Annotated in this window: 16 protein-coding genes; 3 read left to right on the forward strand and 13 right to left on the reverse strand. The window is 70.9% G+C overall.

The features are described 5' to 3' along the window. The first annotated feature begins 5 nt into the window (after window positions 1–5). Entirely contained in the window at window positions 6–1,619 is a 1,614-nt protein-coding gene (locus tag RPQ07_RS23765) for a beta-N-acetylhexosaminidase (protein WP_313946197.1), read from the forward strand. 78 nt (window positions 1,620–1,697) lie between these two features. Here the strand turns inward: RPQ07_RS23765 and RPQ07_RS23770 are convergent, their stop codons facing one another. The 10 genes from RPQ07_RS23770 to RPQ07_RS23815 form a co-directional block, all read right to left on the reverse strand. Further along, entirely contained in the window at window positions 1,698–3,500 is a 1,803-nt protein-coding gene (locus RPQ07_RS23770) for an IucA/IucC family siderophore biosynthesis protein (protein ID WP_313946198.1), read from the reverse strand. After that, window positions 3,497–4,027, reverse strand: coding sequence for a GNAT family N-acetyltransferase (locus RPQ07_RS23775; RefSeq protein ID WP_313946199.1), 531 nt, complete (start codon window positions 4,025–4,027; stop codon window positions 3,497–3,499). Before RPQ07_RS23775 ends, RPQ07_RS23770 begins: the two co-directional genes overlap by 4 nt. Further along, complete coding sequence (locus RPQ07_RS23780) at window positions 4,024–5,298, reverse strand: lysine N(6)-hydroxylase/L-ornithine N(5)-oxygenase family protein (protein ID WP_413777771.1); 1,275 nt, start codon at window positions 5,296–5,298, stop codon at window positions 4,024–4,026. The genes RPQ07_RS23775 and RPQ07_RS23780 overlap by 4 nt, the downstream gene beginning before the upstream one ends. After that, a complete protein-coding gene (locus RPQ07_RS23785) occupies window positions 5,282–6,724 on the reverse strand; it encodes an aspartate aminotransferase family protein (RefSeq protein ID WP_313946200.1) in 1,443 nt (480 codons plus the stop codon). Before RPQ07_RS23785 ends, RPQ07_RS23780 begins: the two co-directional genes overlap by 17 nt. 148 nt (window positions 6,725–6,872) lie before the next feature. Continuing rightward, on the reverse strand, window positions 6,873–7,730 hold the full coding sequence (locus RPQ07_RS23790; protein WP_313946201.1) for a siderophore-interacting protein: 858 nt from the start codon (window positions 7,728–7,730) through the stop codon (window positions 6,873–6,875). Window positions 7,731–7,732: 2 nt separating this feature from the next. Then, entirely contained in the window at window positions 7,733–8,758 is a 1,026-nt protein-coding gene (locus RPQ07_RS23795) for an ABC transporter substrate-binding protein (RefSeq protein WP_313946202.1), read from the reverse strand. Window positions 8,759–8,956: 198 nt separating this feature from the next. After that, window positions 8,957–10,117, reverse strand: a complete 1,161-nt coding sequence (locus RPQ07_RS23800; RefSeq protein ID WP_313946203.1) for an acyl-CoA dehydrogenase family protein — start codon at window positions 10,115–10,117, stop codon at window positions 8,957–8,959. A 5-nt stretch (window positions 10,118–10,122) separates the two neighbouring features. After that, complete coding sequence (locus tag RPQ07_RS23805; RefSeq protein WP_313949004.1) at window positions 10,123–11,049, reverse strand: hydroxymethylglutaryl-CoA lyase; 927 nt, start codon at window positions 11,047–11,049, stop codon at window positions 10,123–10,125. 10 nt (window positions 11,050–11,059) lie between these two features. Next, window positions 11,060–13,093 (reverse strand): acetyl/propionyl/methylcrotonyl-CoA carboxylase subunit alpha, encoded by a 2,034-nt coding sequence (locus RPQ07_RS23810; protein WP_313946204.1) that lies wholly within the window; start codon window positions 13,091–13,093, stop codon window positions 11,060–11,062. A gap of 14 nt (window positions 13,094–13,107) precedes the next feature. After that, window positions 13,108–14,739: a carboxyl transferase domain-containing protein gene (locus tag RPQ07_RS23815; RefSeq protein WP_313946205.1), complete on the reverse strand. Its 1,632-nt coding sequence runs from the start codon at window positions 14,737–14,739 to the stop codon at window positions 13,108–13,110. A gap of 99 nt (window positions 14,740–14,838) precedes the next feature. Here RPQ07_RS23815 and RPQ07_RS23820 point away from each other — a divergent pair, with 99 nt between their 5' ends. Beyond that, window positions 14,839–15,432: a TetR/AcrR family transcriptional regulator gene (locus RPQ07_RS23820; protein ID WP_313946206.1), complete on the forward strand. Its 594-nt coding sequence runs from the start codon at window positions 14,839–14,841 to the stop codon at window positions 15,430–15,432. Window positions 15,433–15,507: 75 nt separating this feature from the next. Next, window positions 15,508–16,293 (forward strand): phosphatase, encoded by a 786-nt coding sequence (locus RPQ07_RS23825; protein ID WP_313946207.1) that lies wholly within the window; start codon window positions 15,508–15,510, stop codon window positions 16,291–16,293. A gap of 81 nt (window positions 16,294–16,374) precedes the next feature. Here RPQ07_RS23825 and tesB read toward each other — a convergent pair whose 3' ends face one another. The 3 genes from tesB to RPQ07_RS23840 all read right to left on the reverse strand — a co-directional run bounded on the left by tesB (window position 16,375) and on the right by RPQ07_RS23840 (window position 20,021). Further along, entirely contained in the window at window positions 16,375–17,247 is an 873-nt protein-coding gene (gene tesB, locus RPQ07_RS23830; protein ID WP_313946208.1) for an acyl-CoA thioesterase II, read from the reverse strand. Window positions 17,248–17,265: 18 nt separating this feature from the next. Beyond that, window positions 17,266–18,423: an acyl-CoA dehydrogenase family protein gene (locus RPQ07_RS23835; RefSeq protein ID WP_313946209.1), complete on the reverse strand. Its 1,158-nt coding sequence runs from the start codon at window positions 18,421–18,423 to the stop codon at window positions 17,266–17,268. Between the two features lie 125 nt (window positions 18,424–18,548). Beyond that, the gene (locus tag RPQ07_RS23840) at window positions 18,549–20,021 is read right to left on the reverse strand and encodes a PucR family transcriptional regulator ligand-binding domain-containing protein (RefSeq protein ID WP_313946210.1); all 1,473 of its coding nucleotides are present in this window, start codon (window positions 20,019–20,021) and stop codon (window positions 18,549–18,551) included. Window positions 20,022–20,118: the final 97 nt, after the last annotated feature.

The following is a 20,118-nucleotide window of genomic DNA, read 5'->3' on the forward strand; positions in this document are numbered from 1 at the left end:
AGCCCGTGAGACTGCCCGGAACGTTCCCCCGTCTGTTCGGTGCACTGCTCCTCGTCGGCGCGGCCGGCCTCGGCTGCATCGGCGCCCGTCCCGCACCGGCCCCCGCCGGCCACGCGCCCGACGCCCGACCGCTCGGCCAGATCGTCCCCGCGCCCGCGTCGGTGCGGCCCGCGGGGTCGCCGTACACGCTCACCCCCCTCACCCGCATCCGTGTCGACGGCTCCCGTGACGCGCGCCGGATCGGGGACTACCTCGCCGGGCTGCTGCGGCCGTCCACCGGCTACGCCCTGCCCGTCACCCGCGACGACCTCCCCGGCGGCATCCGGCTGCGGCTGCGCGCCTCGGAGCGGGCGCTCGGCGAGGAGGGCTACCGGCTGGAGTCCGCGCGCGGCGGGATCACCCTGACCGCCCGCAGGCCCGCGGGACTCTTCCACGCCGTCCAGACGCTGCGTCAGCTCCTGCCGGCCGCCGTGGAGAAGGACACCCGGCAGCGCGGCCCCTGGCAGGTCGCCGGCGGAACCGTCACCGACACCCCGCGGTTCGCCTACCGGGGCGCGATGCTCGACGTCGCCCGGCACTTCTTCACCGTCGACCAGGTCAAGCTCTACATCGACCGGATGGCGCTCTACAAGATCAACAAGCTGCATCTGCACCTCTCGGACGACCAGGGCTGGCGCATCGCCGTCGACTCCTGGCCCCGCCTCGCCACCTACGGCGGATCCACCCAGGTCGGCGGCGGGCCGGGCGGGTACTACACAAAGGCGCAGTACCGCGAGATCGTCGCGTACGCCGCCTCCCGCCACCTGGAGGTCGTCCCCGAGATCGACATGCCCGGGCACACGAACTCCGCGCTCGCCTCGTACGCCGAGCTCAACTGCAACGGCGTCGCGCCCCCGCTCTACACCGGCACGGCCGTCGGCTTCAGCTCGCTGTGCGCGCCGAAGGCGGTGACGTACGACTTCGTGGACGACGTGGTGCGCGAGCTGGCCGCGCTCACCCCCGGCCGCTATCTCCACATCGGGGGCGACGAGGCGCACTCCACGAGCCACGCGGACTATGTGACGTTCATGGACAAGGCCCAGGCGGTGGTCGGGAAGTACGGCAAGACCGTGGTCGGCTGGCACCAGCTGACCGGGGCGAAGCCGGTCGCCGGGGCCGTGGCGCAGTACTGGGGCTACGACGCGACGGGCGCCGCCGAACGCAAGCAGGTCGCGGACGCGGCGAAGAGCGGCACCCGGCTGATCCTGTCGCCCGCGGACCGGGTCTACCTCGACATGAAGTACACCAAGGACACACCGCTCGGCCTGGCCTGGGCGGGACTGGTGGAGGTCCGGCGCTCCTACGACTGGGACCCGGCGACGTACCTGGACGGAGTGCCGCAGCAGGCGCTGCTCGGCGTCGAGGCGCCGCTGTGGACGGAGACGCTGTCCACCAGCGACCACCTCGAGTACATGGCGTTCCCGCGGCTGCCCGGCGTCGCCGAACTCGGCTGGTCACCGGCGTCCACGCACGACTGGGAGACGTACAAGGTGCGCCTCGCGGCGCAGGGGCCGAGGTTCACGGCCCTGGGGATCGACTACTACCGCTCGCCGCAGGTGCCTTGGCCGACGGGAGGCTGAGAAGGAGGGATGGGCGCCCGCGAGGGACCTCCCCCCAGCCTCCGGCCGGGGGGACCCCGACACGGGCGCCCGCCCGGTTCAGCGGGAGAAACGCGCGATCGGGTTCTCCAGGGTGCCGATCAGCTGGAGCGCCCCCGCCGGGTCGGCGAGGTCGACCATCTCCTTGTTGTTGCGCAGCTGGAGGCGGTTGAGGCAGGAGAGCGCGAACTCGTCGGTGAACATGTCGTACTCGCGGAACTTGTCCGCGAGGTGCGGCACCGACTCCTGGTAGGCGCGCACGCAGTCCGCGACCGCCCGCCAGAACGTCTCCTCGTCCAGGCGCCTCTCCGACACCAGCGCCGGCGCCAGGAAGCGCAGGAAGCAGTCGAAGACGTCCGTGAAGATGGAGAGCAGCTTCATGTCGTCCGGGACGTCCGCGCGGATGCGCTCGACCGCCGGCGGCAGTACCGCGTCCGGGTCCATCACCGCGATCTCCTCGGCGATGTCCTTGAAGACCGCGCGCTGCACGGCGCCGTTCTCGTCGAGGACGAGGATGACGTTCTCGCCGTGCGGCATGTAGACGAGGTCGTAGGCGTAGAAGCTGTGCAGCACGGGCGTGAGGTACGCGTGCAGATAGCCGCGCAGCCACTCCGCGGGCGCCAGGCCCGACTCGTCCATCAGCGCGCCCGCGAAGCTCGCGCCGTCGCGGTCGACATGGAGCAGGGAGGCCATGGTGGCCACCCGCTCGCCGTCCCGCAGCGTCGGCACCGGGCTCTCGCGCCACAGCGCGGCAAGCATCTTGCGGTACGGGGAGTACCGGTTCGTCGCGCGCTCGTACTGGCGGTGGTGGTAACCGATCGCCGCCCGCTCCCTGATGATCGAGAAGCGCGCCGCCTTGAGGACGTCGTCGCTGTCGACCAGGTGCGCGAGCCAGTCGTTGATCGCCGGGGTCGCCTCCATGTACGCCGCCGAAAGGCCGCGCATGAAGCCCATGTTGAGCACGGAGAGCGAGGTCTTCACATAGTGCTTGGCCGGCGAGGTCACATTGAAGAACGTGCGGATCGACTGCTGGGCCAGATACGCGTCGTCGCCGTTGCCGAGGCACACCAGCCGCTGCTGGGCGATCTCGGCGGCGAAGGTGACGGAGAGCTTGTTCCACCACTGCCAGGGGTGCACGGGCAGCAGGAGGTAGTCGGCCATGTCGAGACCGAGGGTGTCCAGCTGCGCGGCGAAGCGGGCGAGCTGGGCCTCACCGAGTTCGTCGCGCACCAGGGTCTCGTAGTCGAGCCCGGCGCCGGCCGTGAAGGTGGCGTGGTCGCGGCGGGCCGCCAGCCAGACCAGACGGACCTCGCTCGCGGTCTCCGGGGCGTACGAGAGGTACTCGTGCACACCGAAGCCGAGCCGGCCGTTGTTGGCCACGAAGCAGGGGTGGCCCTCGGTCATGCCCGTCTCGATCGCCTGGAACCCGGCGCCCGCCAGCTCGGCGGAGGTCATCGGCTTCTTGGCGAGCTTGTACGCGGTCCCGGAGAGTGTGGAGGAGATCTCCTCCAGATACACCGGGAGGATCTCGTCGCTGAGCCCCAGCGAGGTGCGCAGCTCGATGAAGAACTCCAGCGCGTCCAGCGGCTGTTCGGCCCCGTCGCGGTGGCGGGTGATCGAGTCGGCGCGGACCTGCCAGTGGTCGAGGGCGAACCGGCCTGCGGCGAAGCGGTACTCGGTCGCGGAGTCGTCGCTCAGGACCCGGTAGCGGCGCTCGCCCGCGCCCTCGGCTCCGTCGTCGAGCGCCTCGGGCGTCAGCAGCCGTTCGTGCGAGAACTCCGCGAGCGCCTTGCGGACGAGCTGCCGGTTCGCCTCTTCCCACAGTTCGGGCGTCAGATGTGCCACGGCGTCGGACAGGGTCATACCGTCACTCCTCGTGCAGCCATGAACTGGTCGCGGGTGCAGAAACTCAGCAGCGCGTCCTTCTCCGGCTTCTTGATCTCTCGTACGGGTACGAAACCGACGGCTTCGTTGAGCGCGTGCACGGCCGTGTTGCGCACGTCCGGTTCGACGACCACGCGCCGGGTCGACGGGTCCGCGAACAGCGTCTCCATCACCGCGGTGATCACGGCGCGGGTGAAGCCGTGCACCGGTGTGTCGGTCGGCGCGACCAGGAAGTGCATGCCCACATCGCCCGGCTCGGCCTCGTACAGGCCCTGGAGCTCCACGTACCGCGGGTCGTAGCGCTCCATCAGGAAGACGGGTTCGCCGTCGCTCAGCCCGATGAAGGCGTCGTGGTGCTCATGGGCGGCTATCGCCATGTACTCGCGCTCGACGTCCTGAAGTCTGGCGTCCTGCATCATCCAGTAGGCGGCCTTGGGATGGGTCACCCAGCCGTGCACCAGTTCGGCGTCGGCGAAAGGATCGAGCGGGCGGACGGTGAACGTCATACGGAGAACTCCTGGAACGCGATGGACTTTTCGACGGGGTAGTACTCGGACCCGAGCATCTCGCCGATGATGTAGGCGTTGCGGTACGCGCCCATGCCCAGGTCGGGCGAGGTGATCGAGTGCGTGTGCACGGCGGCGTTCTGAAGGAAGATCTCGCGGCCGGCGGTGTCGACCGAGTAGTTGCGGGCCACGTCGAAGCGGCCCTGCCCGTCCCTGCGGATGCGGTCGGAGACCGGGCCGAGGAACGCGGGCTGGACGTACTGGTAGCCCGTGGCCAGGACCAGGCCCTCGGTGTGCAGGTCGTAGTCCTTGCCCTGCTCCTCCTGGCGCAGCCCCAGGGTGTAGACGCCGTTCTCGTAGGAGGCACGGTGCAGGGCCGAGTTGGTCAGCAGTCGCGTCTGGACCGGGCCCGCCAGGTTCTTCTGGTAGAGCAGGTCGAAGATCGCGTCGATCAGCTCGCCGTCGATGCCTTTGAACAGCCCCTTCTGCTGGGACTCCAGGCGGTAGCGGGTGGCCTCGGGCAGCGCGTGGAAGTAGTCGATGTACTCCGGGGAGGTCATCTCCAGCGTCAGCTTGGTGTACTCCAGCGGGAAGAACCGCGGGGAGCGCGTGACCCAGTTGAGCCGGTAGCCGTGCACGTCGATCTCGGAGAGCAGGTCGTAGTAGATCTCCGCGGCGCTCTGGCCGCTGCCGACCAGTGTGATCGACTCCTTGCGCTGGAGCGCTTCCTTGTGGTCCAGGTAGCGCGAGTTGTGCAGCAGGTCGCCGTCCAGGCCCTGGCAGGGCTCGGGGATGTACGGCGGGGTGCCGGTGCCCAGCACGATGCGGCGGGTGTACAGCCGCTCACCGGCGTCGGTGTGGACGACGTACAGCCCGTCCTCGTGCTCCACACGGGTCACGGTGGTGCTGAAGCGGATGCTGCTCAGCTGCGCCGCGGCCCAGCGGCAGTAGTCGTTGTACTCCGTGCGCAGCGGATAGAAGTTCTCGCGGATGTAGAACGAGTACAGCCGTCCCTTGTCCTTCAGGTAGTTCAGGAAGGAGTAGGGCGAGGTCGGGTCCGCGAGGGTCACCAGGTCCGACATGAACGGCGTCTGGAGGTGGGCGCCTTCGAGGAACATCCCCGAGTGCCACTCGAAGTCCGGCTTGGACTCCAGGAACAGGCCGTTGAGCTCGTCGATCGGCTCGGTCAGGCAGGCGAGGCCGAGATTGAAGGGCCCGAGCCCGATGCCGATGAAGTCGTGGGGCTCACGGGGCTCATGAGACACGGACAAGGTTTTCTCCCAGGTACTGCTCGGCGTGGCCGGCGATCAGATCGAGTACGGCGGTGATGTCGTCGGCCGTCGTCTCGGGGTTGAGCAGGGTGAACTTGAGGTACTGGCGGCCGTTGACCTTGGTGCCCGCGACCACGGCCTCGCCGGAGGCGAACAGCGCCTTGCGGGCGTAGAGGTTGGCGCGGTCGATCTCGGTGGGGCTGGTGACGGCCTCCGGGATGTAGCGGTAGACCAGGGTCGAGAGCTGCGGCTGGACGACGACGTCGTAGCGCGGGTCGGCGGCGAGGATCTCCCAGCCCTTCGCGGCGAGGTCGCAGACCTCGTCGAAGAGCGAGCCCACCCCGTCGGCGCCCATCACGCGCAGGGTCATCCACAGCTTGAGCGCGTCGAAACGGCGCGTGGTCTGGAGGGACTTGTCGACCTGGTTCGGGATCCTCTCCTCGACGGTGCGCCGGGGGTTGAGGTAGTCCGCGTGGTACGTGGCGTGGCTGAGCGTGGCCGCGTCCCGGACCAGCACCGCGGACGAACTCACGGGCTGGAAGAAGGACTTGTGGTAGTCGACGGTGACGGAGTCGGCGTGCTCGATGCCGTCCAGCAGGTGGCGCCGGGTGGGGGAGGCCAGCAGGCCGCAGCCGTACGCCGCGTCCACATGCATCCAGGTGCTGTACTGCTGGGCCAGCTCGGCGATCTCGGGCAGCGGGTCGATGGAGCCGAAGTCGGTGGTGCCGGCGGTGGCGACGATGGCCATGGGGACGAGTCCCTCGCGGGCGCAGCGCTCCAGTTCGGCGGCGAGGAAGAACGTCTGCATGCGCTTGTCGCGGTCGACGGGGACCGAGACGACGGCCTCGGGGCCGAGCCCGAGGAGCGTCGCGGACTTCTGCACGCTGAAGTGGCTGCACTCGGAGGAGAAGATGCGCAGCCGATCGAGGTCCGTGGTCTTGGCCTCCTGGCGGGCGAGCAGCAGTGCCTGGAGGTTGGACTGGGTGCCGCCGCTGGTGAAGACGCCGTCGGCGGCCTCACCGAGACCTATGCGCTGGGCGGTCCAGTCGATGAGACGGCGCTCGATCAGCGTGCCGCCCGCGCTCTGGTCCCAGGTGTCCAGCGAGGAGTTGACGGCCGAGAGCACGGCCTCGCCGAGGACGGCCGGGATGACGACGGGGCAGTTGAGGTGTCCGAGGTAGCGGGGGTGGTGGAAGTACACCGCGTCCCGCAGGTAGACCTGCTCCAGCTCGTCCAGGGCGGCGGAGGTGTCGCCGAGCGGCCGGTCGAGGTCGACGGCCGAGATCACCGGGGCGAGTTCGTCGGGTGTGACTCCGCTGAACGGCTGCCGGGTTCTTGCCAGTCGGCTCGCAACCCGGTCGACTCCTTCGGTGACCGAGAGCCGGTAGCTCTCGGCTGTCGCGTCGTTGAGCAGGTGCGAGCGCATGCAATGTCCTTCTGGATGCGGGGACTTGGTCACCCCTCGGAACGGGCGAGGGGGGCGAGTGGGCGACGTCGAAGTAAGGTTAGCCTAACCTAACTTCAGACACCAACCGACCCGCCCCCCTCAGGGGCCCCGCCAGTTATGGCGTTGCTCACGCCTCGTCGGCTGCCTCGGCGGGCTCCTCGCGCAGTCCGTCCTCGCTCACGCCGCGGCGCCAGTAGCCGACGAACGTCACCCGGCGGCGGTCCATCCCGCGCTCACCCACCAGATGGCGGCGCAGCGCCTTGACGCTGCCCGACTCCCCGGCGATCCATGCGTACCCGACGCCGTCGGGGAGTTCGGCCGCGCGGACCGCCTCCACGGCGGCCGGAGCGTTCTCCTCCCGCACCAGCAAGGTGATCTCGGCGTCCGCCGCGGTGGTGAGGTCCAGACGGTCGCCCGCGTGCGGAACCTCCAGCCAGACGTGCGCCCGGGTGCCGGCGGGCAGCCATTCGAGGATCGCCGCCGCGGCCGGCAGCGCCGTCTCGTCGCCCCAGATGAGCACCCAGTCGGTGTCCTGTGGCGGACGGCAGCGCACCGAGGTGTTGTCGGCGACCGCCGGGCCCAGCACCATCACCTTCTGTCCGGGCGCGGCCTGTTCGGCCCACCGGCAGGCCGGGCCGCCGTCCTCGTGGACGGCGAAGTCGATGTCGACCTCGCTGCTGCCGTCGCCGGCCCGGCGCTGTTCGCGCACCGTGTATGAGCGCATCACCGCGCGTACGTCGTCCGGCAGGGCGCGCCAGGCCGCGAACACCGCACTGCCGTCCCCCGCGTCGACCGGTACGACCGGGGCGTCCTGTCCCGGGTGCGGAAGGAAGAGGGACAGCGACTGGTCGCGGCCCCCGGCGGCGAAGTCCCTGAGTTCCTCACCGCCGAAGCTGACGCGGACCAGGGACGGGCCGAGCCGCCTCGTTCCGGTCACCTCCATGGGGAAGAAGCGGAAAGGGGCGGTCCCGGCCGTCGTCGTCATGGTCAGGCGACCTTCTTCGCGGTCTCGATGGCCTTGGCGAGGTCCTCCAGGATCGGCGCGCACTTGTCGTAGGAGTAGATCGGCTCCGTGACGCGCGGGATCACCTGGTTCGCCTTGACGGCGGGCAGCTTGGCCCAGGTCGGCTTCGCGGCGAGCGCGGCCGGCTGGAGGGCGGAGGAGCGGTTGTCCAGCATGATGATGTCGGCGCCGTACTTGTCGGCGTTCTCCCAGCTGAGCTCCTCGAAGAAGCCCTGGGCGTTCGCCTTGGGCTCGATGAACTTCACGCCCAGCTCCTGGAAGTACAGGGTGTCCGCGCTCGTCTTGGGGACCGAGACGTAGAACAGCTCGGCGCTGCCGGAGCCGATCAGGACCTTGATGCCGGGCTTCGACTTGGCGGCGGCGCGCAGCCGGGCCGCGGCCTTCTCGAAGCGGGTCTTGGCGGCGGCGGCCTTCGGGCCGGTGGTGTCACCGCCGAGGGACTTCGCGAGCTCCGCGTGCCGCTCCAGCGCCTTCTGCATGGTGGTCTCGGCCGCCCACAGCAGCACGCTGGGGGCCACCTTCATGATCTTGTCCTTGGACTGCGGCGGCACGTACCACGGGTCGTTCTTGGCCCACATGTTGGTGATGAGCACCTCGGGCGCGAGGGCCGCGTACTGCTCGATGTTGAACTCGCCGTAGACGTTGCCGATGACCTTGACCTTGTTCACATCGAGGTCGCCGGCCTGGACGTCCGCCTTGCCGTCCTTGGTCTTCGTCGGGCCGAACACGCCCTTGACCTCGACGCCGTAGTCGTGGAGCGCGGCGGCGGTGCCGGTGAAGGCGACGATGTTCTTCGGAACGGCCTTCAGCTCCACCTTGGTGCCGCGGTCGTCGGTGAAGCTCCAGGGGCCGGCCTTCTCGGCGGCCTTGCCCGACGCGTCCGACGAGTCGTCGCCGCCACAGGCGACGAGCGCGGCGCCGAGCCCGATGGCGCCGCCCGCGGCGAGGACTCCACGACGGGAGAGGTGGGAAGCTCGGGCGTTGGGCATGATGGTGTCGCTTTCGTATGTGCCGATCCGGCCATGGTCAGTTCGAGGGTAGGTTAGCCTAACCTCACAAGCTGTCCAGAGGCGGGTCCGGCCGATGACGGCGAACGGCCCTGCGCGCACCGGGCCGGCTCCGTGGCCCGGACATGGGGCGGCCTCCCCACCCCGGGAGAAACGGGGGAGGAGGCCGGTGCCCGTGCGTCAGCCCGTCAGGCCCAACTCCCGTGCGATCAGCATCCGCTGGACCTCGCTCGTGCCCTCGCCGATCTCCAGGATCTTCGAGTCACGCCACATCCTGGCCACCGGGTACTCGTTCATGAAGCCGTAGCCGCCGTGGATCTGCGTCGCCTCACGGGCGTTGTCCACCGCGACCGTCGAGGAGTACAGCTTCGCCAGCGCCGCCTCCTTCTTGAACGGCTCGCCCAGCACCAGCCGGGAGGCCGCGTCGCGCCAGCCGACGCGGGCCATGTGCGCCCGCATCTCCATGTCGGCGATCTTGAACTGGATCGCCTGGTTGGCGCCGATCGGGCGGCCGAAGGCGTGCCGCTCCTTGGCGTACTTCACCGACTCGTCCACACAGCCCTGGGCAAGGCCCGTCGCCAGCGCGGAGATGGCGATGCGCCCCTCGTCGAGGATGCGCAGGAACTGCGCGTAGCCGCGGCCCTCCTCGCCCAGCAGGTTCGCCAGCGGCACCCGGACGTTGTCGAAGGACAACTCGCGGGTGTCCGAGGCGTTCCAGCCGACCTTGGAGTAGGCCGGGGCGACCGTGAAGCCGGGCGTGCCGGACGGGACGATGATCGAGGAGATCTGCGGCTTGCCCTCCGGGCTGCGGCCGGTGACCGCGGTGACGGTGACCAGACCCGTGATGTCCGTACCGGAGTTGGTGATGAAGCACTTGGAGCCGTTGATCACCCACTCGTCGCCCTCGCGGACGGCCGTCGTGCGGGTACCGCCCGCGTCCGAGCCGGCGCCGGGCTCGGTCAGACCGAACGCGCCGAGCATCTCGCCCGCGCACAGACGCGGCAGCCACTCCTGCTTCTGCTCCTCGGTGCCGAAGCGGTAGACGGGCATCGCGCCGAGCGACACGCCCGCCTCCAGGGTGATCGCGACGGAGGAGTCCACGCGGGCCAGCTCCTCCAGGGCGATACCGAGGGCGAGATAGTCGCCGCCCATGCCGCCGTACTCCTCGGGGAAGGGCAGCCCGAACAGGCCCATACGGCCCATCTCGCGGACGATCTCGTACGGGAACTCGTGGCGCTCGTAGAAGTCGCCGATCTTGGGCGCGATCACGTCGTGCGCGAACTGCTCGACGGTACGGCGGAGTTCCTCGTGCTCGGCGGTGAGCCGGTGGTCCAGGGACATGGGTGTCACTCCTTGTGGGAGAGGGCGCGAACGGTGCGGGACGGACTGGGACGGCCCAGCCGTTCGGCCATCCACACGCTCGTGGCGGTGAGCAGGCCGAGATCGACCCCGGTTTCGATGCCGAGGCCGTGAAGCATCCATACGAGGTCTTCGGTGGCGAGGTTTCCGGTGGCGCTCTTCGCGTAGGGGCAGCCGCCGAGGCCGCCCGCGGACGCGTCGACGGTGGTCACGCCGTGCTGGAGCGCGGCGAGGGTGTTGGCGAGCGCCTGGCCGTAGGTGTCGTGGAAGTGCACGCCGATCGCGGAGGTGGGCACACCCTCCTCGTTGAGCTGGGCGAGCAGGGCCTGCACATGGCCCGGGGTCGCGACGCCGATGGTGTCGCCGAGGGACAGCTCGTCGCAGCCCAGGTCCATCAGCGCCTTCGCCACCCGCACGACCTGATGGACGGGGACCGGCCCCTCCCAAGGGTCGCCGAAGCACATGGAGAGATAGCCGCGGACATGGACCTTGTCGTCCTTGGCGCGGGCGACGACCGGCTCGAACATGGCGAGCGACTCGTCGACCGTGCGATTGAGGTTCCTGCGCGCGAAGGTCTCCGTCGCCGAGCCGAACACGGCGATACGACGGGCGCCGAGGGCGACGGCCCGGTCGAGACCGCGTTCGTTCGGGACGAGGACGGGCAGCGCGACGCCCGCGCCCTGGACGTCCTCCAGCTGCGGGAACAGCTGCTCCGCGTCGGCGAGTTGGGGGACCCACTTCGGGTGGACGAAGCTCGTCGCCTCGATCGTGGTGAGGCCGGCGGCGGCGAGGCGGTGGACGAACTCCGCCTTCACCTCGGTCGGCACGACCGTCTTCTCGTTCTGCAGCCCGTCCCGCGCGCCCACCTCGTGGATGCGCACCCGCGGCGGCAGATCCTGCGCGAGAACCTCCATGGGCAGTCCGTCAGCCACGGACGGCCTCCTCTCCGGCCTGCTCGGCGTCCTCGTGCGGGGCGACCACGGCCAGCAGCTGGTCCATGGCCACCGTGGTCCCGGGGGTGACGTCCAGTTCGGTGACGATGCCGGCGTGCGGGGCGGAGATGACGTGCTCCATCTTCATGGCCTCGACCACGAGCAGGCTCTGCCCCGCGGCGACCTCGTCCCCGACGGCCACCTTCACCACCGTGACCGTCCCCGGCATGGGAGCGGCGAGCGTGTCGGCGCCGGCGTGCGCGGCGCCGCTGAGGGAGGCCGCGACGGGGTCGTGGTCCTGGACGTGCCAGGAGTCGCCGTCCCGCCCGAGCCAGACACCGTCCGGCGATGTGGCGAAGCTGAAGGTGTGGGTGACACCGTCCAGTTCCACCGTGACGCGGTCCGGCGTACGGGACACGATCCGCGCGGACCGGCCGGCCGGCTCGTCGCCCAGAGCGATCTCCGTGCCCGTGCCGGCCCCGCGGGTGCGGATGCGGACCGGGTCGTGGCCCGGGAGGCGGAAGTGGTGGACGGTCCAGGCGGGTACGCCGCCCAGACGCCAGCCGTCGGGGATGCCGAATGGGTCCACCCAGCCCGCCGCGGTGGGCGCCGGGCCGGGGGCCGCCGACAGCAGCGCCGCCGCCGCGCAGACCTCGTCCGGCACGCCCTCGGGAAGCAGCGTGGCGAGATCGCGCTCCACCAGGCCCGTGTCCAGGTCGCCGGAGACCACCGAGGGGTGGGCCAGCAGCCGGCGCAGGAAACCGGTGTTGGTGGGGACGCCGAGGATGACCGTGTCCGCGAGGGCACGGCGCAGCCGCGCGAGGGCCTCCGCCCGGTCGCGGCCGTGCACGATCACCTTCGAGAGCATCGGGTCGTACGTACTGCCCACGTCCGTCCCGGCGGTCAGACCGGAGTCGGTGCGCACGCCGTCGCCGTGCGGTTCGTCCAGCGCCACCACGGTGCCACCGGAGGGCAGGAAACCGCGCGAGGGGTCCTCGGCGCAGATCCGCGCTTCCAGGGCGTGCCCGGTGAGGGTGATGTCCTTCTGCTCGTACGGCAGTTGCTCGCCGGCCGCGACCCGCAGCTGCCACTCCACCAGGTCCAGCCCGGTGATGAGCTCGGTGACCGGGTGCTCGACCTGGAGACGGGTGTTCATCTCCATGAAGTAGTACGAGGACGGGTCGTTGCCCGGGACGATGAACTCGACCGTGCCCGCGCCCCGGTAGCCGCACGAGCGAGCCGCCTGGACGGCCGCCTCGCCCATGGCCGTACGGGTCTCCTCGTCGAGCAGGACGCTCGGCGCCTCCTCGATGATCTTCTGGTGGCGCCGTTGAAGCGAGCACTCCCGCTCGCCCAGGTGGATCACCCGGCCGTGGCCGTCCGCGAGCACCTGGATCTCGATGTGGCGGGGGCGGTCGATCCACCGCTCCACCAGGAGCGTGTCGTCGCCGAAGGAGGAGCGGGCCTCCCGCCGGGCCGCCGCGATCTCCTCGGCCAGCTGTGCCGCGTCGCGCACCAGCCGCATGCCCTTGCCGCCGCCGCCCGCGGAGGGCTTCAGCAGGACGGGCATACCGATCTCGCGGGCCGCGTCGGCCAGTTGATCATCCGTCAGACCGGACCCGGACGAGCCGGGTACGACGGGGACACCCGCCGTCCGTACCGTCTCCTTGGCCCGGATCTTGTCGCCCATCAGGGAGATGGCCGAGGCCGGCGGACCGATGAAGACGAGGCCCGCGTCCTCGCACGCCTGGGCGAAGCCCGCGTTCTCGGCGAGGAAGCCGTACCCCGGGTGGACCGCCTGCGCACCGGTGCGCGCGGCGGCCTCCAGCAGGCGCTCCACGGACAGATAGCTCTCGGCGGCGGCCGCCGGGCCGATACGGACCGCCGTGTCCGCCTCCCGCACATGGCGGGCGTCCGCGTCCGCGTCGCTGAAGACGGCGACCGAGCGCACGCCCATGGCGCGCAGGGTGCGGATGACCCGGACCGCGATCTCGCCCCGGTTGGCCACAAGGACTGTGTCGAACATCGTGTGGGGTCCCCTCACATCCGGAAGACGCCGAAGCCGGGCTGGGTGCCGTCGTTACGGTCCAGCGGGGCGTTGGCACAGGCGGTCAGGGCGAGTCCGAGCACCTGACGGGTCTCGAGCGGGTCGATCACGCCGTCGTCCCACAGGCGGGCCGTCGCGTAGTAGGCGTTGCCCTGCTGGTCGTACTGGGCGCGGATCGGGTCCTTGAACGCTTCCTCGTCCTCGGCCGGCCACTGATCGCCCCGGCCCTCCAACTGGTCGCGCTTGACGGTCGCGAGGACCGACGCGGCCTGCTCGCCGCCCATGACCGAGATCTTGGCGTTGGGCCACATCCACAGGAAGCGGGGGGAGTAGGCGCGGCCGCACATCGAGTAGTTGCCCGCTCCGTACGAACCGCCGACGACGACCGTCAGCTTCGGCACCCGGGTGCAGGCGACGGCCATCACCATCTTGGCGCCGTGCTTGGCGATGCCGCCCGCCTCGTACTCGCGGCCGACCATGAAGCCGGAGATGTTCTGGAGGAACAGCAGCGGGATGCCGCGCTGGTCGCACAGCTCGATGAAGTGCGCGCCCTTCTGGGCGGACTCGGAGAAGAGGATGCCGTTGTTGGCGACGATGCCGACCGGGTGACCGTGGATCCGGGCGAAGCCGGTGACCAGCGTCTGCCCGAACTCGGCCTTGAACTCCTGGAACCGGGAGCCGTCCACGAGCCGGGCGATGATCTCGCGCGCGTCGTAGGGCGTGCGGGAGTCGACCGGCACCGCGCCGTACAGCCCGGCCGGGTCGGCCTTCGGCTCCTCGGCCGGTTCGACCGACCAGGGCAGCGGGCCGCGCTCGGGGAGGGTGGCCACGATGTTCCGCACGATCCGCAGCGCGTGCGCGTCGTCCTCGGCGAGATGGTCGGTGACTCCGGAGACGCGGGAGTGGACCTCGCCGCCGCCGAGCTCCTCGGCCGTGACGACCTCACCGGTCGCGGCCTTCACCAGCGGCGGGCCGCCGAGGAAGATCGTCCCCTGGTTGCGGACGATCACGGCCTCGTCGCTCATCGCCGGGACGTACGCGCCGCCGGCGGTGCAGGAGCCGAGGACGGCCGCGATCTGCGGGACACCGGCGCCGGACAGCCGGGCCTGGTTGTAGAAGATCCGCCCGAAGTGCTCGCGGTCGGGGAAGACCTCGTCCTGCATGGGCAGGAAGGCGCCCCCGGAGTCCACGAGGTAGACGCAGGGCAGACGGTTCTCCAGCGCCACTTCCTGGGCGCGGAGGTGCTTCTTGACCGTCATCGGGTAGTAGGTGCCGCCCTTGACGGTGGCGTCGTTGGCGACGATCACCACCTCGCGGCCGCTGACCCGGCCGATACCGGCGATGACACCGGCGGCCGGTGCCTGGCCGTCGTACATCCCGTCGGCTGCGAGTGGAGCGATCTCCAGGAAGGGCGAACCCGGGTCGAGGAGGGTGTCCACGCGGTCGCGCGGCAACAGCTTGCCGCGTGCGGTGTGCCGGGCGCGGGCCTTCTCCCCGCCGCCGAGGCGGGCCGCGGCCAGCTTGGCGCGCAGGGCGTCGGCGAGCTCCTGATGTGCGACCTCATTGGCCTGCCAGGCCGGTGATGCGGGGTCTGCCGTGCTGGTCAGCACGGGTGCCTGCTGCATCGTGTCGAGCCCCCTTGCCCGTACGACTTTCGGTTAATGAGCGTTAACGCGTTTCCCTCAGGTTAACGAGCGCTAACTGTGTTGTCTAGAATCGGCTGCATGAGCACCAGGATGGATGCGCCGACCCGCCGCGAGCAGATCCTCAAAGAGGCCGCTCGCCTCTTCGCCGAGCGCGGGTTCCACGGCGTGGGGGTCGACGAGATAGGGGCGGCGGTCGGCATCAGCGGTCCCGGCCTGTACCGCCACTTCCCGGGCAAGGACGCGATGCTCGCCGAGCTCCTGGTGGGCATCAGCGAGCGGCTGCTGAGCGGGGGCCGGCTGCGGGTCGAGGAGTCGCCGGCGGACCCCGAGGTGCTGCTGGCCGCGCTGATCGACGGCCATATCGACTTCGCCCTGGACGACCGCCCGCTGATCACCCTCCACGACCGCGAACTGGACCGGCTGCGCGACACCGACCGCAAGCTGGTGCGGCAGTTGCAGCGGCAGTACGTGGAGCTGTGGGTGACGGCGGTGCGCGAACTGCACCCGGAGGTGGCCGAGTCGGAGGCGCGTGCCGCGGTCCACGCGGTGTTCGGCCTGCTCAACTCGACACCGCACCTCGGCTCGTACGGCAGCGGTCTGCCCGGCCGGGCGGCGACCGAGACCCTGCTGCGGCGCCTCGCGCACGGAGCCTTCGCCTCGCTCACGGCCTGACGCGCGGGGCGCCCCGGCCGTCCGGGGTACGGGACGGCCCGCGCGGCGACGGCGGCTGACGGCACAATGGGAGGTATGCCGATACCCAGCCGTGCCGCCCTTGTCGATCATCTCGTCCGCACCCGTATCGCCGGAGACGTCGCCACACCGCGCGACAACAACCTCTCCCACTACCGCAAGCTCGCCAACGGCGACCGTCACTACTGGCTGGGTCTCGAGCTCGGCGACCGCTGGACGGACGAGCAGGACGTGCTGGCCGTCATGGCCGAGCGGTGCGGTGTCAACGACGATCCGCAGCACCGGACCGGGCAGGACACCATCGACCCGGAGCTGACCGTCGACGCCCTGGAGCGGATGGCCGGGCGGCTGCGCAAGGCCGTCGCCGGGCAGGAGCGCGTGCTGTTCGCGACCGGGCACCCGGGCGGGCTGCTCGATGTGCACCGGAGAACCGCGGACGCCCTGCGGGCGGCCGGCTGCGAGATCGTCCGGATTCCCGGCGGGCTCACCGCGGACGAGGGCATGGTCTTCCAGTTCGCCGACGTCGCCATGCTGGAGCGCGGGGCCACCCTGTGGCACACCCACTCCCCGGCGCCCATGGCCGCCATTCTCGACGGCCTGGAGCGCGAGGGCAGCCCGCAGCCCGACCTCGTGGTCGCCGACCACGGCTGGGCCGGCTGCGCGGGCCAGCGGGGGCTCGACTCCGTCGGGTACGCGGACTGCAACGACCCCGCGCTGTTCATCGGGGAGGCCGAGGGCACCCTCCAGGTGACCGTCCCGCTGGACGACCACGTCACGGACCCGCGGTTCTACGACCCGATGACCGAGTACCTGCTGGACGCCGCGGGGCTGGCGGGCCGGTAGGCAGGACGGTCAGCAGCAGGGCGACCCCGGGCTGTCCTGGCCCCGCCGTCCGGGCCGGTCCGCGGGAGCCGCTGCCCGAGGTCAGCGGGGGACCCGCACCACGCCTTCCTGGATGACCGAGATGGCCAGCTGCCCGTCCTGGGTGTAGATGCGGGCCTGGCCGAGGCCGCGGCCGCCGGACGCCGACGGGGACTCCTGGTCGTACAGCAGCCACTCGTCCGCGCGGAACGGCCGGTGGAACCACATCGCGTGGTCCAGCGAGGCGCCCACCACGTCGCCGACCGCCCAGCCGCCGCGGCCGTGGGCCAGCAGCACCGAGTCGAGCAGCGTCATGTCGGAGACGTAGGTCGCGAGGCAGACGTGCAGCAGGGGGTCGTCGGCCAGCTTGCCGTTGGCGCGGAACCACACCTGGGATCGGGGCTTTCTCGGCTTGCCCACGCTGCCGTACGGCGGCGCGTCGACATAGCGCAGATCGACCGCGGCCCGTGCCTCCAGCATTCGCTCGACGATGCCGGGGTCGACGAAGTGCCCGGCGTACGCGGGCATGATCTCGGCCGCCGTCGGAAGCGTCTCGGGCGCGGGCGCGTCCGGCATCTCCGACTGGTGGTCGAGGCCCTCCTCGTACGTCTGGAAGGAGGCCGACAGATGGAAGATCGGCTGGCCGTGCTGGACGGCCACGACCCGGCGCGTGGTGAAGGAGCGGCCGTCACGGATGCGGTCGACCGTGTAGACGATCGGTGCGCCGGGGTCGCCCATCCGCAGGAAGTACGCGTGCAGGGAGTGCGCGGTGCGGTCGTCGGGGACGGTGCGGCCCGCGGCGACGAGCGCCTGGGCCGCGACCTGTCCGCCGAAGACCCGGGGCACGACCGCGGAACGGGACCGGCCCCGGAAGATGTCCTGCTCGATCTGCTCCAGGTCGAGCAGATCGAGCAGGTCGTCAAGTGCTGTGCTCATGGAAGGAAGGTAACTGCCCTACAGGCCCATGGACTTGGCGATGATCGACTTCATGACCTCGCTGGTGCCACCGTAGATGCGGTTGACGCGGTTGTCGGCGTACAGGCGCGCGATCGGGTACTCGTTCATGTAGCCGTAGCCGCCGTGCAGCTGGAGGCAGCGGTCGATCACGCGGTGCGCGACCTCGGTGCAGAACAGCTTCGCGGACGCGGCCTCGGCGGGGGACAGCTCGCCCGCGTCGAGGGCCTCCAGGGCGCGGTCGGCGACCGCCTCGGCGGCGTCCACCTCGGCCTGGCAGGCGGCCAGCTCGAACTTGGTGTTCTGGAAGGACGCGACCGGCTTGCCGAAGACCGTGCGGTCCTGGACGTACTGCTGGGCGAACCGGACGGCGGCCTTGGCCTGCGCGTACGCACCGAAGGCGATGCCCCAGCGCTCGGACGGCAGGTTCTGGCCGAGGTAGTAGAAGCCCTTGTTCTCCTCGCCGAGGAGGTCCTCGACGGGGACCTTGACGTCGACGAAGGCCAGCTCGGCGGTGTCGGAGACCTTCAGGCCGAGCTTGTCGAGCTTGCGGCCCACCGAGTAGCCCGCGGACTTGGCGTCCACCGCGAACAGGGAGATGCCGAAGCGGCGGTCGTCCTCGCGGGGCGCGGACGTACGGGCGCAGACGATCACACGGTCGGCGTGCACACCGCCGGTGATGAAGGTCTTGGCGCCGTTGAGGACGTAGTGGCTGCCGTCCTCGGAGAGCTTGGCGGTGGTCTTCATGCCCGCGACGTCGGAGCCGGTGCCCGGCTCGGTCATCGCCAGCGCCCACATCTCCTCGCCGGTGGCGAACTTCGGCAGGAAGCGCTTCTTCTGCTCGTCGGAGGCGAGCATCTTGATGTACGGAAGGCCGAGCAGCACGTGCACACCGGAGCCGCCGAACGAGACGCCCGCGCGGGCCGTCTCCTCGTACATCACGGCCTCGTACTTGTGTGACTCGATGCCGGCGCCGCCGTGCTCCTCGTCGACGCGGATGCCGAAGACGCCCAGCTCACCGAGCTTGTGGTAGAAGTCGCGCGGTGCCTGACCGGCGGCGAACCACTCGTCGTAGACCGGAACGACCTCGGCTTCGATGAAGGCCCGGATGGTCTCCCGGAACGCCTCGTGGTCCTCGTTGAAAACGGTGCGGCGCACGGGACGCCCTCCTTCGTCGATTGTCTAAGCGCTTGCTCAGGCTAAGTTACCGGGCGGTTGTCAAGCCTGTCCAGGGCGGTCCCGCGGTGGTCGCGCACATCACACACCGCGCCGCCCGGCGCGCCTCAGAGCCAGCGCAGCGCGAACCACAGCTCCATCCGTACGTCCGCGTCGTCCAGGTCCTCGTCCAGCAGCGCCGCGCAGCGGCTGATCCGCTGGCGCACCGTGTTGCGGTGGACCTCCATCGCGGCGGCCGTACGGTCCCAGCTGCCGTGCAGCGAGAGCCAGCTGCGCAGGGTCTCCACCAGGGCGGGGGAGTCCGCGAGCGGGGCGAGGCGCAGCCGGGCGTGGGTCGCCGCTTCCTCGGGGGAGAGCAGTGCGGCGAGCGAGGTGCCGCGATGGCGCACCAGCTCGCTGCGGGTGGCCACGGCCCGGTGCAGCGCCCGCGCCGCGCGGGTGTCGGCGGCTCCGAGATCCTGCGGGGCCACGGGGTCGCTCACGCCGAGCACCCAGCCCGGCTGGGCGGTCACCTCGCGGCCGGCCGGCAGCAGGATGCGTACCGTGCCGTCGTCCGCCGGATCCACGAGCGCGCTGCCGAGGGCGGCTCCCAGCGCGGACGCGTCGAAGGGGGTGCCGCGCCCGCCGCGCGCGTGCACCACGGTCCACCGCTCGGCCCCGAGCAGCGGCGCGGCCTCCGCGGGCCCGGCTCCCAGCAGCAGCCGTACGAGGGCCGCGCTGCGGCCCGTCGCGTCGACGCCCTGGTGGGGCGCGGTGAGCAGGGACAGCAGCACGACGGCGACCCCGGCGACGGTGTGGTCACCCGGCTCACGCCCGGGGGCGCAGAGCCCGAGGACGAGCCCCTGACTGCCGCCGAGGGCGTACGCGGCGAGGTGGATGCCGTCGACGGTGTCGCTGGCGGAGCTCGGCGCGGGCCGTGCACTGCCCTCCGCGGCCTCCGGCACAGGCGGGCTGCCCGGGCCCACCACGCCGGCGAGCCGCGCCAGGGCCCGGCGGGCCCCCGGGGACGGGGCGCGGCCGGCGGCCGACAGCTCCGTACCGTCCGCGGCCAGCAGCACGGCCTGGCCGCCGACCCGGGACGCCAGCTGGGTGAGGACGGCCGGGACCGGGTCCGGGCGGGCGGCCGCCGCGGCCAGGCCCTGCTGTGCCTGTGTCACCCTCCGCAGCTCGCGATGGCGTGCCTCCGCCATCAACCGCCACACCGCCCGGGCCACGGCCGTGAAGGTGGTCGGCGGCGGCACCTCCAGCAGCGGCAGGCCGTGCCGGTCGCACGCCTCGACCAGCTCGGCGGGCACCGTGTCGTACACCGGCGTGACGCCGAAACCGAGCGCCGCCGCCCCCGCCGCGACGATGCGCGAGACGTAGCGGTCGGGATCCTCCAGCAGTACGCCCGCGCTGAGCAGCAGTTCTCCGCCGAGCAGATACGGATAGGGATCCGCCATCTCGGAGGTGTGCACCATGTGGATGACCGCACCGGGCTCCCGCGGCCCGGCGATCTGGCGCAGGCCGAGATCCTCACGCGCCAGCAGTGCGGTCAGCGGGACCGGTGGGGTGGGAGGTGCCGCTGCGGTCTCCGGCATGGACAGTCCATCCATAGACGAGGTCGACAATGGATGAAACGTACACTTCAGCGTTTCTTTCCGGCCACCTAGCGTCAGCTGTCGACAAGACCTGAGG

This window comes from Streptomyces sp. AM8-1-1 (assembly GCF_032229325.1).
Taxonomy (GTDB): domain Bacteria; phylum Actinomycetota; class Actinomycetes; order Streptomycetales; family Streptomycetaceae; genus Streptomyces; species Streptomyces achmelvichensis.

Excerpts from the sequence above, each read along its gene's own strand:
- RPQ07_RS23770 (WP_313946198.1), bottom strand. The coding sequence starts at position 3,500 with ATGACCCTGTCCGACGCCGTGGCACATCTGACGCCCGAACTGTGGGAA.
- RPQ07_RS23775 (WP_313946199.1), bottom strand. The coding sequence starts at position 4,027 with ATGACGTTCACCGTCCGCCCGCTCGATCCTTTCGCCGACGCCGAACTG.
- RPQ07_RS23785 (WP_313946200.1), bottom strand. The coding sequence starts at position 6,724 with ATGCGCTCGCACCTGCTCAACGACGCGACAGCCGAGAGCTACCGGCTC.
- RPQ07_RS23790 (WP_313946201.1), bottom strand. The coding sequence starts at position 7,730 with ATGACGACGACGGCCGGGACCGCCCCTTTCCGCTTCTTCCCCATGGAG.
- RPQ07_RS23795 (WP_313946202.1), bottom strand. The coding sequence starts at position 8,758 with ATGCCCAACGCCCGAGCTTCCCACCTCTCCCGTCGTGGAGTCCTCGCC.
- RPQ07_RS23800 (WP_313946203.1), bottom strand. The coding sequence starts at position 10,117 with ATGTCCCTGGACCACCGGCTCACCGCCGAGCACGAGGAACTCCGCCGT.
- RPQ07_RS23805 (WP_313949004.1), bottom strand. The coding sequence starts at position 11,049 with ATGGAGGTTCTCGCGCAGGATCTGCCGCCGCGGGTGCGCATCCACGAG.
- RPQ07_RS23810 (WP_313946204.1), bottom strand. The coding sequence starts at position 13,093 with ATGTTCGACACAGTCCTTGTGGCCAACCGGGGCGAGATCGCGGTCCGG.
- RPQ07_RS23815 (WP_313946205.1), bottom strand. The coding sequence starts at position 14,739 with ATGCAGCAGGCACCCGTGCTGACCAGCACGGCAGACCCCGCATCACCG.
- RPQ07_RS23820 (WP_313946206.1), top strand. The coding sequence starts at position 14,839 with ATGAGCACCAGGATGGATGCGCCGACCCGCCGCGAGCAGATCCTCAAA.
- RPQ07_RS23825 (WP_313946207.1), top strand. The coding sequence starts at position 15,508 with ATGCCGATACCCAGCCGTGCCGCCCTTGTCGATCATCTCGTCCGCACC.
- tesB (WP_313946208.1), bottom strand. The coding sequence starts at position 17,247 with ATGAGCACAGCACTTGACGACCTGCTCGATCTGCTCGACCTGGAGCAG.
- RPQ07_RS23840 (WP_313946210.1), bottom strand. The coding sequence starts at position 20,021 with ATGCCGGAGACCGCAGCGGCACCTCCCACCCCACCGGTCCCGCTGACC.